The sequence below is a fragment of the Mesorhizobium sp. 1B3 genome (assembly GCF_050958605.1).
In the GTDB taxonomy this organism is placed as follows: domain Bacteria; phylum Pseudomonadota; class Alphaproteobacteria; order Rhizobiales; family Rhizobiaceae.
The window spans coordinates 338,846-355,656 of sequence record NZ_JBJHDO010000005.1 but is presented as its reverse complement, the minus strand read 5'-3'; the positions used below and the strand labels follow the sequence as shown (position 1 = coordinate 355,656).

General features: G+C 63.7%; 18 protein-coding genes. 2 read left to right on the top strand and 16 right to left on the bottom strand.

Features of this window, described 5'->3' with window-relative positions; all coding sequences use genetic code 11:
• Positions 1-8: 8 nt before the first annotated feature.
• Entirely contained in the window at positions 9-953 is a 945-nt protein-coding gene (locus tag ACCO56_RS16350; RefSeq protein WP_433641845.1) for a PDR/VanB family oxidoreductase, read from the bottom strand.
• Positions 954-1,059: 106 nt separating this feature from the next.
• Here ACCO56_RS16350 and ACCO56_RS16345 point away from each other — a divergent pair, with 106 nt between their 5' ends.
• Positions 1,060-1,980 (top strand): LysR family transcriptional regulator, encoded by a 921-nt coding sequence (locus ACCO56_RS16345; protein WP_433641844.1) that lies wholly within the window; start codon positions 1,060-1,062, stop codon positions 1,978-1,980.
• Between the two features lie 181 nt (positions 1,981-2,161).
• Positions 2,162-2,962: an IclR family transcriptional regulator gene (locus ACCO56_RS16340; RefSeq protein ID WP_433641843.1), complete on the top strand. Its 801-nt coding sequence runs from the start codon at positions 2,162-2,164 to the stop codon at positions 2,960-2,962.
• Here ACCO56_RS16340 and ACCO56_RS16335 read toward each other — a convergent pair.
• From ACCO56_RS16335 to ACCO56_RS16265, 15 genes are all read right to left on the bottom strand, one after another.
• Entirely contained in the window at positions 2,953-3,552 is a 600-nt protein-coding gene (locus ACCO56_RS16335) for a pentapeptide repeat-containing protein (RefSeq protein WP_433641842.1), read from the bottom strand. The genes ACCO56_RS16340 and ACCO56_RS16335 overlap by 10 nt on opposite strands.
• On the bottom strand, positions 3,552-4,019 hold the full coding sequence (locus tag ACCO56_RS16330) for a flavodoxin domain-containing protein (protein WP_433641841.1): 468 nt from the start codon (positions 4,017-4,019) through the stop codon (positions 3,552-3,554). Before ACCO56_RS16330 ends, ACCO56_RS16335 begins: the two co-directional genes overlap by 1 nt.
• Positions 4,016-5,266 (bottom strand): FAD-dependent oxidoreductase, encoded by a 1,251-nt coding sequence (locus ACCO56_RS16325; RefSeq protein ID WP_433641840.1) that lies wholly within the window; start codon positions 5,264-5,266, stop codon positions 4,016-4,018. Before ACCO56_RS16325 ends, ACCO56_RS16330 begins: the two co-directional genes overlap by 4 nt.
• Complete coding sequence (locus ACCO56_RS16320) at positions 5,263-6,756, bottom strand: aldehyde dehydrogenase (protein WP_433641839.1); 1,494 nt, start codon at positions 6,754-6,756, stop codon at positions 5,263-5,265. The genes ACCO56_RS16325 and ACCO56_RS16320 overlap by 4 nt, the downstream gene beginning before the upstream one ends.
• Positions 6,757-6,782: 26 nt before the next feature.
• Positions 6,783-7,607 (bottom strand): aspartate dehydrogenase, encoded by an 825-nt coding sequence (locus ACCO56_RS16315; protein WP_433641838.1) that lies wholly within the window; start codon positions 7,605-7,607, stop codon positions 6,783-6,785.
• A gap of 4 nt (positions 7,608-7,611) precedes the next feature.
• On the bottom strand, positions 7,612-9,285 hold the full coding sequence (locus tag ACCO56_RS16310) for a thiamine pyrophosphate-binding protein (protein ID WP_433641837.1): 1,674 nt from the start codon (positions 9,283-9,285) through the stop codon (positions 7,612-7,614).
• A gap of 9 nt (positions 9,286-9,294) precedes the next feature.
• On the bottom strand, positions 9,295-10,083 hold the full coding sequence (locus ACCO56_RS16305; RefSeq protein WP_433641836.1) for an SDR family oxidoreductase: 789 nt from the start codon (positions 10,081-10,083) through the stop codon (positions 9,295-9,297).
• Positions 10,083-11,009 carry a VOC family protein gene (locus ACCO56_RS16300; protein WP_433641835.1) on the bottom strand — a complete coding sequence of 309 codons (927 nt, stop codon included), beginning with the start codon at positions 11,007-11,009 and terminating at the stop codon, positions 10,083-10,085. The genes ACCO56_RS16305 and ACCO56_RS16300 overlap by 1 nt, the downstream gene beginning before the upstream one ends.
• 19 nt (positions 11,010-11,028) lie before the next feature.
• Positions 11,029-11,844 (bottom strand): alpha/beta fold hydrolase, encoded by an 816-nt coding sequence (locus ACCO56_RS16295; RefSeq protein ID WP_433641834.1) that lies wholly within the window; start codon positions 11,842-11,844, stop codon positions 11,029-11,031.
• 7 nt (positions 11,845-11,851) lie between these two features.
• Positions 11,852-12,586: an SDR family oxidoreductase gene (locus tag ACCO56_RS16290; RefSeq protein ID WP_433641833.1), complete on the bottom strand. Its 735-nt coding sequence runs from the start codon at positions 12,584-12,586 to the stop codon at positions 11,852-11,854.
• A complete protein-coding gene (locus ACCO56_RS16285; RefSeq protein WP_433641832.1) occupies positions 12,586-13,626 on the bottom strand; it encodes a Rieske 2Fe-2S domain-containing protein in 1,041 nt (346 codons plus the stop codon). Before ACCO56_RS16285 ends, ACCO56_RS16290 begins: the two co-directional genes overlap by 1 nt.
• A gap of 63 nt (positions 13,627-13,689) precedes the next feature.
• Positions 13,690-14,529 (bottom strand): ABC transporter permease, encoded by an 840-nt coding sequence (locus ACCO56_RS16280; RefSeq protein WP_433641831.1) that lies wholly within the window; start codon positions 14,527-14,529, stop codon positions 13,690-13,692.
• A complete protein-coding gene (locus ACCO56_RS16275; RefSeq protein ID WP_433641830.1) occupies positions 14,526-15,500 on the bottom strand; it encodes an ABC transporter substrate-binding protein in 975 nt (324 codons plus the stop codon). Before ACCO56_RS16275 ends, ACCO56_RS16280 begins: the two co-directional genes overlap by 4 nt.
• 27 nt (positions 15,501-15,527) lie before the next feature.
• On the bottom strand, positions 15,528-16,298 hold the full coding sequence (locus ACCO56_RS16270) for an ABC transporter ATP-binding protein (protein ID WP_433641829.1): 771 nt from the start codon (positions 16,296-16,298) through the stop codon (positions 15,528-15,530).
• The gene (locus ACCO56_RS16265; RefSeq protein ID WP_433641828.1) at positions 16,288-16,590 is read right to left on the bottom strand and encodes a recombinase-like helix-turn-helix domain-containing protein; all 303 of its coding nucleotides are present in this window, start codon (positions 16,588-16,590) and stop codon (positions 16,288-16,290) included. Before ACCO56_RS16265 ends, ACCO56_RS16270 begins: the two co-directional genes overlap by 11 nt.
• Positions 16,591-16,811 lie beyond the last annotated feature (221 nt).

Below are 16,811 nucleotides of genomic sequence, written 5' to 3'. Positions count from 1 at the left end.
TGCTCCCTTTAGATGTCGAGCGTGATCGAGCTGCCCTTTGCTCTCGACACGCAAATCATCATCGTTGAATTGCTTGCGCGTTCGTCGGGTGTCAGGACGCGATCCCTGTGGTCAGGTTCCCCCTGAAGAACCGCGGTTTCACATGTTCCGCAGGTTCCTTCGCGACATGAACAAAGCGGCGCTAGTCCCTGTGCTTCCAAGGTTTCCAGGATCGACCGATCAGATGGAATGGTGACGCGCTTGCCAGATCGGGCGCAGACAAGCTCGAACTCCGAGCCTGCGGCCTGCGCTTCTTCATTGACGAAATACTCTACGTGAACCCGATGAGGCGGAATGTTCGCGGTCGCCGCCTCGAACGAGGCCATAAGCGGAGTTGGTCCGCAACAATAGAAATGAGTGGTTTCGTCCGCCGCTTCGATAATGGCCGATACATCCAACGGTCGGATGCCAGGCACTCCATCATGCACATGGATGATCGATCCTTGGGATGCAGCGGCAAGCTCACGGAGTTCGGTTGCAAAGGGGGTACGTTCTGGAGTGCGTGTGCAATGATACAGGACCCATCGTCGCCCTAGCTTCGTAAGGCGATGTACCATCGCATGTATGGGAGTTATGCCGATGCCGCCTGCTATGAATATCGACTGCTCTGCATGTTCCGTCAGAGGAAAATGATTGCGAGGGTGGCTGATTTCCAACTTGTCACCGACTTTCAGGACCTGATGCACGTAGGCGGAGCCGCCTCGGCTTTGCGGGTCAAGATTGACAGCTATGTCGATCGTTTCTCCCCGTTGTGGAGTAAGGAGCGAATACTGTCGGACAAGTCCGTTCGGCAGATGCAGGTCGATGTGAGAACCCGGTGTCGATTCAGGGGCACCCTGCCCGGTGTCAGGCTTCAAGCGAATATGAACAATGCCATCGGCGATCCGTGCGATGGCTTGGACATTGGCCTGCATCAAGCTCAACTCCTTGGCTTTCGGGTGTCCGAATTGATTGCTGTTGCACGCTAGGTCGTATTAATTGTTATCTAGAAATAGATTTTTTTTATAACGGAGGCCGTTGATGAAGATATCGACCAAGCAGATCAGCGCATTCGTTACGATCGCACGGCAACAGAGCTTTACTCAGGCCGCGAATATCCTGCAGGTGACGCAGCCTTCCCTCAGCGTCCTGATCCGTGATCTGGAGCAGACGCTGTCGGTTTCGCTGTTTGACCGCACCACGCGGGGCGTTCGGCTTTCACAAGCGGGACAGGAGCTGCTGCCTACCGCGGAAAGGATTTTGACCGATGTCCAGCGTCTCGAGGAAGCCGCTGGCGACCTGTCGAGATTGGCGCATGGAGAAGTAAGGGTCGCGTGTTCATCCGTCTTCGCCGCCGGCCCGTTGCCCATCGCAATCAGCAAGTTCGCCAAAGATTATCCGGGAATTCGGGTAATCATTCACGACACGGCGGAACAGAACCTGGTTGAGCTGGTCCGCGACGACGTGGTTGATTTTGCTATCGCCACACGAGTCGAGGCGGATCCGCGCATATATCAAAAGATGATTCAGACCGACCAGATGGCGGCCTATATGGCCCCCGATCACCGCCTCGCCACGGCGGAAACCGTTGGTTGGCGCGAACTGGGCGACGAACCTGTGGCTCTGCTCGACAGAAAAAGCCCCCTACGTCATATCGTCGACAAAACCGCCGGCCGTCTCGGTATTTGGTTGAACACGCGCTTCGAGGTTACGTTCGGAACGACGGCTCTGGCATTGGCAGAACACGGTATAGCTGTCGCTATCTTGCCCGCAAATGCCATGCGTAACGAAGACTCTTTCCGATGCGTAAGACGCATCATGGTAAGGCCGAAAGCACAGCGCAGCATTATGTTTATGCGATTGGCAAACCGAAAGCCTGGAGCCGCTGTCGATGCATTCTGGTCCTATTGCGAGGAGCAACTGGGCCTGCCCGGTCACCACGCGATGACAGGGCCCCTGTGACGATCACCCCATCTCATCAGTGTGAGCAGGAATTGAGGACAGTTTGGCCGCAGCTGCAGCCGAGAAAGGACGTGGTGAAAGCCCGGCGGCGGAACCCGCAGCGACCTTGTGAAATTGTTCATATCTGGTACAAATGTTCATATTAGGACAGAAGGCCTGCAATATGGATAGCGAAGCTCCCGTGGAACGCGCTGACACAACCTATGTCGTTCCCCCGGTCGTACGGGCTATCTCGCTGCTACGCCACGTCGCCGCCGGAAACCGGTGCCGCAATACCAGCCACACGGCGAAGGCACTCGGCATAAACCGCACGACGTTGATCCGCCTCCTTGCCACGCTGGAGGCGGAAGGCATCATCGAGCAAATCGATGAGGGCGGCGGATACCGTCTCGGCACGGGGCTGATCGCGCTTGCCTCAGAGGCGCTCAACGAACGCAGCATCCTGCAGGTGGCGCGGCCGTTCTTGAAGCGGCTGGTCGACTCGCTCAATCTGTCGGCGCATCTCGGCGTGCTCGAAGGCCGCGAGATTGTCTATCTCGCCCGCGAAACACCCAACTCGCATCTCGCCAGCACGGTCCGCGAGGGCACCCGGCTGCCCGCCCATGCGACCACCATCGGCCGGATTCTCCTTGCGGAACTCCCGATGGCCTCGCTGCGCTCGCTCTATGCGGGGCAGACGCTGGAATCCTTCACTTCGAAGACGCGCACGACGCTCGCCGGCCTTGAAAAGCAGCTCCATGCGGACCGGGCGCGGGGCATGTCGTGGAGCGTCGCCAATTTCGAACCCGAGATTGGATCGGCCGCCGTGGCAGTCCACGATCACCAGGCGCGCGCCGTCGGCGCGATCAACGTCACCGGCCATGCCAGCATCTTCGCCGATGACAGCCCGCATACAGAGAGGATCGAGCGAGAGTTGAAAGCGGCAGCCCGCGCGATGTCCGAGGCACTCGGCTATCGCGGCTGGTCGGCAGATCAATTGTAGGTATAGCCGTAGGAAAGCGCGAAGGCGGTGTCTGGCAGTGGCGTGTTTCCGGCAAGTGCCCGGCGCAGCCACAGTCGGCCGTGCACCTGGGTCTCGGTGAAGTCGGCGCCCTCCGGCAGCCGGACGTCCTCGCACCACAGTCCGCCGAGCCATTCGGCTTTGCGGAACGATGCACGTCCTAGGATTTCCGCGCCTTGTAGCGAAAAATTGCCGTAGCACGCTATGCCGTCGAAGCGCGCGCCGCCAGACAAGCGCGCGCCGTCAAAGCGAGCTATGCCGCGAAACTCCGCCTGGCCGAAATTTGCCGCATCGGCGAAGCATGCCCGTTCGAAACGTGCGTCATTGGTGAAAACCGTTCGCTCGAACCGTGCCTCGCCGCCGAATTGCGTGGCGCCAAACCAGCTCACGCCTAAAAACCGCGCGCAGGACGCGTCGATTCCGTCGGGAAAGGATGCGCGACTGAAGTCGACTCCCGTCAGGTCGAGCCCGGCAAGGTCGAGCGGTCCTTCGCAGGTGACGCCGGCGAGATCAATGCAGTCGCCATGCCCCCAAGGGACCATGATCCTCTCGCGTATTTCGGCCGCCAGCATCAAGCAATCTCGCCAAGCTTGTCTTCGGCGAGCGCCACGACGCGGGCCGCCCAGGGAAACGCCAGATCTTCGGCCATGTCGCTGCCCGAGGCATCGTGTATGACACGTTCGCCGATCTGCACGGCGCCATGGGTGCCGAGCAGTTGCGCAAGCCCCTTGCTGCCGAAGTTGAAGGTCTCCTCGTACTCGCTGTCGCCGAGGCCGAAGATGGCGAAATGAATTCCCGACAGACTTGGAGCCGCTGACTTCAATGCTTCCGCGAAGGGTCGGGCGGAGGCCGGCAGTTCGCCATCGCCGTAGGTCGAACAGACGATCATGTAAAGCCGGCCGGCTTCAAACTCGTTCGGCCCAAAATCCGAAAGATTACGGCACTCTACCTCGTGATCGCCTTCGAGTTCGGCCATGATGTCTTCGGCCAGCATCTCGGCATTGCCCGTCTCGGTGCCGTAAAGAAGCATGATGTTCATCGATTGGCCTCCTCTCTTTGAAGGGCAAGCTCCAGCATGGTTTCGCGCGAGACGATCTTGACGCGGCAGCGGTCTTCAGGCGTCGACGCGGTCTCGGCGGCATCGATCCGCTTCCAGCCGTCGTAGCAGACGGCCGCGGCCCATTGCGGGAAGGCAGCCCGGCCCGGCCTTTCCAAGGCTGTGCCCATCGCCTCCAGATCGGCCAGGACGCGAGCGGCGAGAAGCTGCGCGTCCGCGCGGTTGTCCGGAATCGTGCCCCGCGGCCCACGGCGGAACCAGCCTGTCGCGTAGAGACCGGGCGCGAGCACGCCCGCCTCCCTGTCGGCAGCCGAGCCGATCAGTTCGCCGCGCGGCAGCAGCCCCTCGGTCTCGAAGCCGATCGCCGTGATGAAGGCATTGCAGGGCAGCGCGATGGTCCTGCCGCCGGCATCCCGGAACCGGGCCTCACGAACGCGTCCGCCCTCGCCGACCAGCTCCACTGGAGTCAGGCCGAACCGGAACGTGATGCGCCTCGGCCCGGCAGCGTGGCCGTGGAGTGCTTCGAGGACCGCGATCTTCCGGGCGCCTTCGGGATCGTCGCTCGTGCCGGCGTCGACGACGTTGATCGTCACACCCTCAAGCTTTGCCAACTCCTTGATCATGACCGCGTCGAACTTGGCTTCTGCAGCCGGCGAACGTCCGACGATGTCGATCTCCTCGATCCCGGATCCCGCGAGCCAGGCGCTCGGGCCCGGACCGAGATCGGACCCGGCAAGCTCGTCCGGCGACTTGGCGAGCAGACGCAGGATGTCGACGGCGACGTTGCCGTTACCCATGATCACGATACGGTCGCCGAGCGTCGGCAACGGCTCGGCGTCGGGATGCTCGTAGAGTGCGCGCGTCAGCCGGCCGGCGCGGCAGACGCCTTGCAGTTCCTCGCCCGGAATGCCGAGCGACCGATCACCCGACAGGCCGGCGGCCAGCACCACCGCGTCATAGGCCTCGCGCAGATCATCGAGACTCACATCCTTGCCGACGGCCACATTGCCGACGAAGCAGGCTCCTTGCCGCTCGAACAAACGTTCGAACTGACGGATCACCCCCTTCGTGCCCTGGTGGTCGGCGGCGACACCGTAGCGCACGAGACCGTAGGGCACCGGCAGGCGGTCCACGAGATCGACGCGAAGGTCCGGCGCGGCCTTCAACAGCGCCTGCGCCAAATAGCAGCCGGACGGCCCCGAGCCGATGATCGCGACCGAGCGGCTCATGACGCGTGGACCGCCGCCGCTGCCCAGGGGTGCGGGGCGCCCGAAAGGTCTGTGTAGAAGGATTTCTGACTCATGTAGGCGCGTATGCCGTCACGGCCCTTCTCGCGTCCCATGCCACTCGCCTTCTCGCCGCCGAACGGCGTCGAGATCGAAAACTGCTTGTAGGTGTTGACCCACACTGTTCCCGCATGGATCGCCTTGCCGACGCGCCAGCTCTTGGGGAAATCGCGAGTCCAGATGCCGCAGGCGAGTCCATAGTCGTTGTCGTTCGCCTGCGCGATCACATCCGCCTCGTCGTCGAAGGGCAAGATCACCAGAACCGGCCCGAACACCTCTTCGCGGCAGATGCGGGCCGAATTGTCGACGCGGGCGAGGATCGTCGGCAGGTAGTAGGCACCCTTCTCGTATTCAGCCCCCTCGGGCGCGGAGCCTCCGGCGAGCAACTCCGCGCCCTCCTCGCGCGCCCCGCGCACGTGCTCGGCAACGTTGTCGCGGTGTTCGAAATGTACCAGCGGAGCCACCTGCGTGTCCGACTCGAAGGGATGGCCGACCTTCAGCCGCCTGGTGGCCGCGACCAGCCGCTCCACGAATTTCGTGTAGATCGGCCGCTCGACGAACAGGCGTGCGCCGGCGATGCAGCTCTGGCCCGTCGAGGAAAATATCCCGAACAGGACTCCAGCCAGCGCCTGTTCGATGTCGGCGTCGGCAAAGACGATGGTCGGCGACTTGCCGCCGAGTTCCAGGGACACGGGCATCAGCTTCTTCGCCGCCTTCAGCGCCAGCGCGCGCCCGGTTTCCGTGCCGCCCGTGAAGCTGACTTTGGCGATGTCCGGGTGCTCGACCAGCAGATTTCCGATTTCGCGGCCCGAGCCGGGCAACACCGAGAACAGCCCTTTTGGCAAGCCCGCCGCCTCGACGATCCGGGCCAGCTCGAGCGCGACCAGCGGCGACCAGGAGGCCGGCTTCAAAAGCACCGCGTTTCCCGCCGCAAGTGCCGGCGCCACTTTCTGCGCGTCGGAGGCGATGGGAGAGTTCCAGGGCGTGATCGCGGCCACGAGTCCCAACGGCTCATGTACCGACATGGTCAGCGCATCGCCGCGCTGGGTCGTCAACACCTCGTCCGAGGTCTCGAGCACGGCGCCGAAATAACGGAAGGTACCAGCGGCCGAGGCCGCAAGGGCGCCCGTCTCGCGCAGGGTCTTGCCGGTGTCGCGGCTCTGGATGTGGGCGATGCGCTTGGCATTCGCTTCGATACCGTCTGCGATGGCGTAGAGAAAGCGTGCCCGCTCGTGCGGCTTGAGGTTGCGCCAAGCGGGATCGGCCTGCGCGCGCAGGGCGCGCTCGATGGCGCGTTCGCCGTCGGCCACCGAGGCGCCGCAGAGCACGCGATTCACGCTGCCATCGGCAGGAAAGATCGACGTGATCTCTGCGCCAGTGCCCTCTTCCCATTCGCCGCCGATGAAGAGCTTGTTCTGCGGCAGTTCGATCATATTTGCCTCCACCTTCAGCTCGCGTCTCAGATGGCCACCGGGCCGATCCGGTTCCGAATCTCGCGCAACACGCTGTAGACCGTCGACACGGACGTCTTGGCGTTGCCGGCGGATGGCAGGTTTTCTATGCGCATGGAATATTTCGCGAGCGGCGAGACGACCGAATACTCATGCACGTTTCCGGGCGCTGCCGGATCGGCAACGAGTTCGACATGCGTCGCCTCGAAACCGGCGCCTGCGAGTGCAAGCGTCGCCGCCACGTTGGCATTCTTCGGAAACTGCCTTGCTGCCTCGCGCGCCGTGCCCGTGAAGAATATCTCGGCTTCGGTCAGCGCCCCGAGATCGATTGCCGCCTCGGCCGGCGTCCCGCTCCAGGCGAGCGGCGGCTTCGAGCCGCGATAGCGCACCTCGAGCCCGCCTGCCGCTCCTAGCGCCGCCAGAAGGTCGATGCCTCCGACCGCGCCAGCGGGCAGGATCAGGTGCGCTCTGCCATCGGCAGCCGCCAGCCGCAGTTCTTTCTCAAGCGACTCGTCCGACAAGGCTCCGATGGAGACAACGACCACGTCGACGCTAGCACGCAGCACCGTTGGTACATGCGTCGCCACGGCCATATGTCCTGCGCACTCGATGACCAGTTGCGGCCGGTGTGAAAGCAGTGCAGGCGCCTCGGTGACGACGGCCACCTCCGTCGCAACGCCAGCAAATTCGCCCGCCAGCCGCGCCGTGGTCTCGCCGGCAAATTCGGGCAGGCACAGCACTGTGAGGCACTCCAGCGGCGCGTCGATCGTCTCGGCGAGTTGCCCGAGAAGCGTTACCGCGATGTTGCCAAAGCCGATCAGCCCAAGCCTCATCGCATTATTCCCCATTGCCTGCAGCGCCCGCCGGAGGACCGGCGAAGGCCTCGCTGAACGGACCGATGGCGCACATGTCGATCTCGATGAGGCGCGGTCCCTTCGCGGCGAGCGCCTCGTCGAGAATGGCAGGAAACTCCGCCACGTCCCTTACCAATCTGTGCGGCATGCCGATCGAGCCGCAGAAGGCGGAAAAGTCCGGCGTCGCCAGCGCCGAATAGTGCCGGCGACTGCCATATTGCGCGTCCTGGATGTTCTGAATCACGCCATAGGCCTTGTCGTTCATAAGCAGATAGACGAGTGGCACCTGCTCCTCGACGGCGGTGATCATTTCGGCGAGACCCAACATGGTGCCGCCATCTCCGATAAGTGTCACCGCCTTGGCTCCGCCGGAACCGAGTGCGGCACCGATACCCATCGCGACGCCCTGACCGATCCCGCCGCCAAGCGCGTGAACTCCAAGATTCGGTGCGGCGATGCGAACATAGCGATTGCCGAAGGTCGAGTTCGAGATGGTGACATCGCGCACCCAGGGATGGCGCCCGGAAAACACCCGCTCCGCCAATGTGTCGGCCACGACCCGATACGGTCCGAGCACGTCGCGCATCCTGCCCTCGGCCTGCAATCGCGTGCGGGCAATGTCGAAGGAGAGATTGGTGTCGGTGTCGAGCGTTTCAGGCAGGCGGTCGAGCAGGCGTGCCAGCGTGTCGGCAGCGTCGCCATGGGCGAACACCTCGACCGGATAGTTGCGGCCGCCCTGTGCCGCGTCCGCGTCGACCTGCATCAGCGGCCGGGGCAATGGCATCTTGTTGTTGCGGGTCTCGTTGCCGCGCAGGCGCGAGCCGACGACGATCATCAGATCGCAGCCTTTGTAGAGCTCGATCGCCTCTGGTGTCATGTTGAAAGCGCCAAGGCTGGCGGGTTCGGCCTCGGAGACGATGGCGCGGCCATTGGTGGAGGTGACGACACCGAAACCGCGACGCATCAGTTCCGTCGCCTCTGTCCCTGCACCCCGAGCGCCGCCGCCGAGCCAAAGCAGCGGTCGCCTCGCAGCCATCACCAGTTCGGCGATCTCGTCGATCACCGAGTCGGGAGCGATCGGGCGCGTCGGCTGCGGACGATGGATGCGTTCCAAGGCGCGCGCCGGCTTGCGCTGCACGTCGACGGGGATTTCGAGGCTCACGGGCCCCGTCGGCGCCGACAGGGCTGCCGAGATTGCAGCCGTCAGCGTGCCGATGGCGCCGTTCGCGTCCCACATGCGAAAGACGGCCTTCGAGACGCCGCGCAGCATTTCCGGCTGGCGCGGCACGTCGTGGATTGCCGCGCGGTCGCGGTCGGCGAATTCGAGATCGACCTGCGTCGTGATGTGCAGGATCGGCGATCCGGCAGTCTGCGCCTCGGCCTGCGCGCCCGCCGCATTGCCCGCCGCGGTGCCCGTCGAGGTGAGGCAAACGCCGAGCCTGCCAGAAACGCGTGCATAGGCATCCGCCATGTTCATCGCGCCGGCCTCCCCGCGAGCAGGCACGAAACGTATGCGCTGCTGGCGCGCGATGGCGTCGAGGATCGGCATGTTGTGGATGGAGATCACCCCGAAGATCGTGTCGACGCCGATCTCGGCAAGATACCGGGCGATGAAGTCTCCGACTGTCTCGGAGGCTGTTATTGTTTCGAGTTTCATCTCGTTTCCTTAAATGTGGCGAGACAGGCCGCCCGACACTTCGAGCTGAGCGCCTGTGATGTAGCTCGCGGCGGGCGAGCCAAGAAAAGCGATTGCCGCGGCGGCCTCGGCAGCATCTCCGAGGCGACCGAGTGGAATCCCCTTTTTCGCGGCAAGAGCGGCGTACCAATCCGCCCGGCTCTGGCTCTGGTCCTCTCGTTCGGCGAAGCGGCGCAGCCATTGTCCCGAGCCGATCAGGCCAAGCAGTATCGAATTGACCCGAATGTCGGGTGCCAGCTCGACGCTCAGCGATTTGATGAGGTTCTGCACTCCGGCGCGCGCGGACGAAGTGCACACCATGTGCGCTTCGGGCTGGTAGGCAAGCAGCGAATTGACGGCAACGATCGCGCCCTTGGCTCGGCGCAGCATCGGCAGGAAGGCGCGCGTCGGATGGATCTGGCTGAACAGCTTCAGTTCGAACTCCGCCCGCCAATCGTCATCCCCGGTATCGGCGAAGGTCGAAATCCGCCCTTGCCCGGCATTGTTGACGAGCAGATCGCAACGGCCGAAGCGGGACTCGACTTCGCCGGCGAAAGTCTTCACCGCATCCGCATCAAGCACCGACAGTGCTCTGGCCAGCACCCGGTCTTGGCCATGATCGCGCACGAGAACGGCAGCCACATCGCTAAGCCGGCTCTCTGTCCGGGCACAAAGGGCAACGCTCGCGCCCGATTGCAGAAGGGTTTGCACGGTCGCGAGGCCCACACCTGAGGAGCCGCCGGTGACGACCGCCACCTTGCCATCATAGCCGTAGTGCATCAGGCGTCGCTCCCCTTCGGTGCAAGTTCAGGAAATCCGGGATCGGGACGTCCCTGCATCACGGCGCGCTGCGCGGGTGTGGGCGGCCCGGCGGTCATCCAGCGATCCATCGCTTCGGGATTGTCGCGCGGCCAGATTTGCGCCTCATGGGTGGCCTCGTCGATCTGCTGGAGTTCGGAGGTGAATTCGATGACGAACCCCGACGGTGAGACGAAATACGCGAAAGGGTTGTTGCCCGGTCCGTGTCGTCCCGGCCCCCAGGTCGGCACATGGCCCTTCTGCTTCATACGGCCGATGCCGCGCATGAACTCGTCGATCGACGGCATCTCGAACGCGACATGGTTGACGCTGGCATAATTGCCGCGCACCAGCGCGATCGAATGGTGGTCGGAATTGCAGCGCAGAAACACCATCTGGTCGGCCGAATAGTCGGACACGCGGAAGCCAAGGACGTGGGAGTAGAATTCCTGCACGCCATCCATGTCCGGCGTGTTGAGCACGACGTGGCTCACCTTGCGCGGCTTCGCCCATTCCGGCTCCTCGTCGAGCGACCGCGCCTCCGTGCGGAAGCGCAGGCGGCGGTTGTCGGGATCGAGCATCTCGAAGCCGTAGCCGCCGGCGTAGTCGTCGAAGGGCGCCGGATCGCCGAGCACGACACCGCCGCACGCGACGATCTGGGCGTGCAGCCCGTGCATCGATGCCTGGTCCGGCATGGCAAAATGCACATATTCGATGCCGTAGACGGGACCGTCCTTCAGGCCATACAGGAATGGCTCGCTGCCTGTGCCGCGCAGGAGCGCGACTCCCGCTTCCTTATGGGCGAGACTCAGGCCCCACATGTCCTCGTAGAACGGCAGTGTCTGGGTAATGCCCGGCCCGCGCATCATGATACCTCGAAGACTGCCGACGCGTATGGTCTCTGCCATGTCTTTCCTCCTCCGGCCTCTAGCCGACGGTTTCCGCAAGGGCTGCCAGCGCTGCCGCGAAAGCGACGGGCGCCTGCTGGTAAAGGGCGTGCCCCGCTCCGGGCACAAGGGTGAATGCGCCGCGCCAGGGATGGCGCAGAGCCGCATGGGCGCGCCGCGCCGAATCCGGCGGAGTGACGACGTCATGCGCGCCGACGATCACGTCGGTCGGCACCTGTAGCCGCTCCGCATCGTCGATGAGACGGCCGGAAGCGAGCATGCGCGCGGCCTTCGGGTAGCCGGGCAGGCTCACCCTCGCCATACCGTCGCGTACATAGCGGACGATTTCGGGATTGCTCTCCGGCTCAAAGACGAGCCGGGGCGCGCGCAGGGCCGCGAAGCCGTCGGGGCCGAGTGTCTGGAGATCGTCGATGCGTGCCTGAGCGGCTGCGCTCAGCGCGCCGCCGCACGGCACGCCGTGACCAAGCGCCGGCGAACTCAGGAGAAGTCGGACAACACGCTCGCGATGCGCGGCCGCATAAGCCGCCCCAATCAGACAGCCAAGCGAATGACCCGCGAGCAACACCCGCTTCAACTCCAGCCGGTCGAGAAAATCCTTCAGCGCCGCCGCATAGTCGAGCGCCAGCGGCCACTCGGCATCAAGTGGGATGGAGCCGCCATAGCCAGGCGCGTTCCAGGCGATAACCCGCCAATCGCGCGGCAGATGATCGAGCAGGGGCGTGAAGGAGGCGGCGTTGGAGCCGATGCCGTGCAGCATTACCAAAACAGGGCCGCCAATCGAGCCGGGCCGCTCCAGATATTCGATATTGCCGGAAATGTGCTGTTCGAACGTCATGAGCGCCTCAGTTGAAGACAAAGCCGTTGTTGACCGGCAGCACCTGGCCGGTCAGCGTCAGCGCGCCCGTCGAAAGCAGGAAGGCGACGACCTCGGTGATCTCGTCGGGGCCTTGCGGGCCTGGCACAGCGCGCCCCTCGGCGTAGAGCCGGTGTCGGGCCTCCGGCACGTAGCCGGTCGATTCCGTCGTCAGGATGCCCGGCGCAACCGCCGTCACTCCAATGCGGTCGGGGCCGAGCTCGCGGGCGAGCGAGCGGGTCATCGACATCACCGCCCCCTTGCTCGCCACGTAGGACATCAGCTTGGGCGCGCCCCACAGCGCCGTGTCGGAGGCGACGTTGACGATACGGCCGGAACCGGAAAGCTTGAGCAGAGGTGCGACCGCGCGCGTCATCAGCCAGGTACCACGCACGTTCACCCTCATCACCCGGTCCCAGCTTTCGATCTCGATCTCGTCGAAGGAAATCCCGCCGATGCCGGTGGCGATCGCCCCATTGTTGACCAGGCCGTGCAGGCACCTCCCATCGCCGGTAAGCCGTTCGCCGAGGGCAGCGATCGAGCCGGGATCGCCAAGATCGACGGGCAGGAAGCGCGCCCCAAGCTGGCCGGCCACTGCGCGGCCTTCCTCGACCGCGATATCGGCCAGCACAAGGTCGGCCCCCTTTTCAGCCAGACTGCGGGCGATCTCCGCTCCCAGTCCGCGCGCGGCCCCTGTGACGAGTATGGCGCGGCCCTGAAGCATCAGCCGGTCACTTCCGCGGCCATCTCGGCCTCAACCTGAGCCTTGGCGGCCCGCGTCAGGACCTGACGCACGCGAGACACGCCGAGATCGTGCTGGTAGAGCATTTCGCGTTTACGTGCGTCGTCGGGCATGCCTTCGAGCATCACCCGATCCTGCTCGAGCACGTTCCAGTGGTTCTCTTCCAGCCGGGCACGGTAGAGGAAGCGCCAGCTTTCACGAGCAAGTCCAGAGACCTGACGCATGCGCCAGAAGAAGACCTTGCAGCTGGTCGCATCGACGGGAGTGACGAATCCGATGATACGAAACACGCCGCCCGGTCCGGCAGCCGGTGGATACGGAATCTCCAGGAAGCAGAACATCGAGCCCGGGTGCACCTCGAACTCGGTCCAGTCGAAATTTTCGCCGACCTGCCCCACCCGGCTGACGCGGAAACCGGCGTCGGTCTTGTCGAGCTTCATCAGGTCCTGCTTGGAGCCGTAGGCGAGCGTGAAGCTTTCCGCATGCAGGTAGCAGCCGTGCATGGGGTCGGCCAAATTGTCGAGCGCGTAGCGATAATTGGCTTGCCACAGGCCGGTGCAGAGAAATCCCGTCCAGTCGTCGCTGGTCAGTTCCTTCGGCAGAACGAGTTCCGGCGCCTCGGGATGCTCGGCCGACGGCACGTAGACGAAGACGGCGTCATTCGCTTCCGTCACTTCGAAGGACTTCAGCGCCTTGCGGCCCTCGAGCGCGCATTCGGGCATTGCAGGGACCCGCACCACCACGCCTTCACCGTTGACGATGACGCCGTGATAGCGGCAGCCGATATTGCCCTCGTGGATCTCGCCATAGGAAAGCGGCGCGCCACGGTGCGGACAGAAATCCTCGACGCAGCGCAGCCGGTTCTCCGCATCGCGCCACAGCACGATCTTCTCCCCGAGCAGCCGTGCGCCGTAAGGCTTCGTCGCCTTCACCTCGACCGATTTCGCCACCGGATACCATTGGCCACGCAAGCCGTTGTTCACCCGGTCTTCGATCAGGGATTTCTTGTCGATGGCTGTCATTTCCGTCTCCATCCTCGGTGTCCGGAGGCCTCCCGCCTCCGCGGCCTTGTCTTGGCAGGCCGGCTAAAGCTGAGCTTTCGGCAGGTAGTGCAGCACGCGTTCCTCGATGCGCACGAGGACCGAGTAGAGCAAAAAGCCGATCACGGTGAGGAGCACGATGGCGTTGAAAACCATCGCTGCGTTCGCCTGCCCGCCGCCGTATGAAATCAGGAAGCCGAGGCCGGTATTGCCGCCGACCAATTCGCCGACCGTCACGCCGATCACGGCAAGCGTGGAGGCGATGCGCAGCCCCGCCATAAGGTTAGGCATGGTCCACGGCATCTCCACTTTCAGGAAAATGCCCCAGCGCGACAGATTGTAGGCGCGCGCCAGATTGACGAGGTCGCGGTCGACCGTGCGCATGGCCTGCAGCACGTTGACGAGCACCGGAAAGAACACGATCAGCACCGTCACCAACAGCTTCGGCATGGCGTTGTAGCCGAACCACATGATGAACAGCGGCGCGAATGCCACCTTCGGCGCGATCTGCAGCGCCAGGATATAGGGCGACAGCACTTTCTCCCAGAACTCGGACATGCCGAGCAGGTAGCCGATCACCGCTCCGAGCAGGCTGCCGATGGCAAAGCCCAATACCGTGTAGAGCGCCGTGGAGAGCGTGTGGCCGAGAAGCCCCTCTTGGACCCACATACGCTGCAGTTCCGCGAGGCAGTCCGTCACCGTCGGGATGATGAATTTCGGAACATCGAGCGCCGGCGGCAGGAACTGCCAGGCCAAAAGTACGAGCACAAGAAGCACAAGGCTGGCGATGAGCGTGCTGTTCTGGGCGACCGTCGCGAGCTTTGCCGGTTTCGTCGTCTCGGTCGAAGCGCCCGACCCGGCGCGAATCGCGCTTGCCTGTGTCATTGGACGAACTCGTTGGTGTAGAGGTCCTCGACAGGAACCGCTGTCTGGACGATGCCGCTGTCGACGTAGAAGGCCTGGACCTTGGCGATGCGTTCGGGATCGAAGGCGCCGAGCGGCTGGTTCGCGGCTTCCGGATAAACCAGCGTCGCATAGGCCCGCAGGATTCCTTCGATCTCGGCTTCCTTGCCGGCATGTTGAGACATTGCCGCCACATAGTCTTTCGCAGCCTGGGCGGGGTCGGCGGAGATGTCCCGAACGGCCTTTAGCACGGCGTTGACGAAGCCGCGCACGACCTCCGGACGCTCCTTAACGGTCTTGTCGGAGGCAATGATCGCCTGCGCCATCGCCGGGAACACTTGGTCGACCGGCATTTGCTCCATCTCGACGCCACCCGCCTCGATGGCCGCGATCCACTCGGGAACGCCCGAGAGCGCCTGCAGCTTGCCGGCAATGGTGAGCTGGATGATGCCGCCCGGCCCGACCGCCTGAATGTCGGCGTCGGCCTTTGAAAGCTCCGCTGAGGCTAGCACGCCGAGCAGGTTGTAATAGGTAGTGTCCTGGAAGGCCAGAACGCCGATCGACTTGCCCTTCAGATCCGCCGGGCCGGTGATCCCGCTGTCCTTACGCCAGGCGAGTTGCGTAAGGCCCCGCCCGCCAAGCAGGGCGACACCACGGATGTCGAGGCCGTTGGCGCGTACGATGATCGGCGTGTCGCCGATGCCGCCGCCCAGATCGGCGTTGCCGACGGCGACCTGGGTCGCCACATCCGCACCGCCCTTGCCCACCTGGAAGGAAACATCGAGGCCCGCCTCATCGAAATAGCCCTTGCTCTTGGCGAGCTGGAACGGGGCGAAAGCCGGCAGGAAGTCAGGCGCCGGGAACAGGTAGGTCACCTTCTCGGCGGCAACCGCCGCGGTCGCGAAAGCCGCCAGCATCGCGGCGGCTACGGTCGTACGAAGCATGCGTCTCATAAGATTCCCCTTTTCGTTTTCAGCCGGTCAGACGGCTTTTTCTTCGAGCTTCAGATGCTTGAATATCTGGGCAGCATAATCGCTGACCTCCGGCATCACCCGCCGCCGGAGCGGTTCCTCTCGGTGCGGCAGCTCGACCTTGATCTCCGCTACCACCGTGCCCGGCCGCTCGGACAACACCAGGATGCGATCCGACATCAGCACCGCCTCGGCCAAGTCATGGGTGATCAGCAGCGTCGTCTTGCCGGTTTCAGAGATGGTCCCTGCGAAGCTGTTCTGAAGCAGCAGCTTCGTCTGCGCGTCGAGTGCTGAGAACGGTTCGTCGAGCAGCACGATTTCCGGCTCGATAGCGAGTGTGCGCGCCAGCGCCGCGCGCTGGCGCATGCCGCCGGAGAGCTGATAGGGATAATGGTTCTCGAAGCCCGCCAAGTGGCAGCGCTTCAGCTCAGCCATCGCCCTGTCCCGGCGTTCCGACTTCGCCACACCGCGCGCTTCCAGCCCGAATTCCACGTTCGAGACGATGTTGCGCCAGGGCAGAAGCAGGTCCTTCTGCAGCATGAAGCCGACATGCTCGTTGGGGCCGCCCACGAGATCGTCGCTGACAAACACCTCACCGTGCGTCGGCTGGTAGAGGCCGGCCGTCATGCTCAGGATGGTACTCTTGCCGCAACCCGAGGGACCGACGACGGAAACGAACTCGCCCTCGCCGACGCGGAAGCTGATATCGTTGACGGCGGTGAGGTTCTGGCCCGTGCCAGTCGTGAATTCCTTCGTGACCGAGCGAAACTCAAGCGCCATAGCCAACGGCCTCGTATGCGGCATCGAGTTCCCGATTCGTCGCCTCGAGCTCCTCGGCCAGCAGCGCCTCCGTCCAATCGGTGCGCCCTGAACGAGGCGCAACGATCCCCTTCTGCTTCAATTGCTGGGCGACAGCATCGAAATCCTGCTCGCCCGTGGCGTAGATCGCCATCAGGGCGCTTGCGAGCGCATTTTCCTTTTCGTCCAACTCCCTTCCCCGGCACTGATGTGCAAGGCCCGGACGGCCTGTGGCGAAGGCGCGCTGCGAGAGGCGGTCTTTGAAGGCGTCCATCTTTACCTCCCAGTGAGTGTTCTATAATGAACATATTGTTCAAATTAGGATGCCTGATCACCGAACCGGAGTCAACTGCGCTCGTTGCCGGGTCATGCGGGGACCATTTTCGGGGGGGAAGACGGGGCGCCGATACATCGTAATGCGACGGTCGCTCGCCGAACGTTGACAGCAGCGCGCCCGATCAGTACCGTTATTTTTTGAACTTTATGTTCTTATTT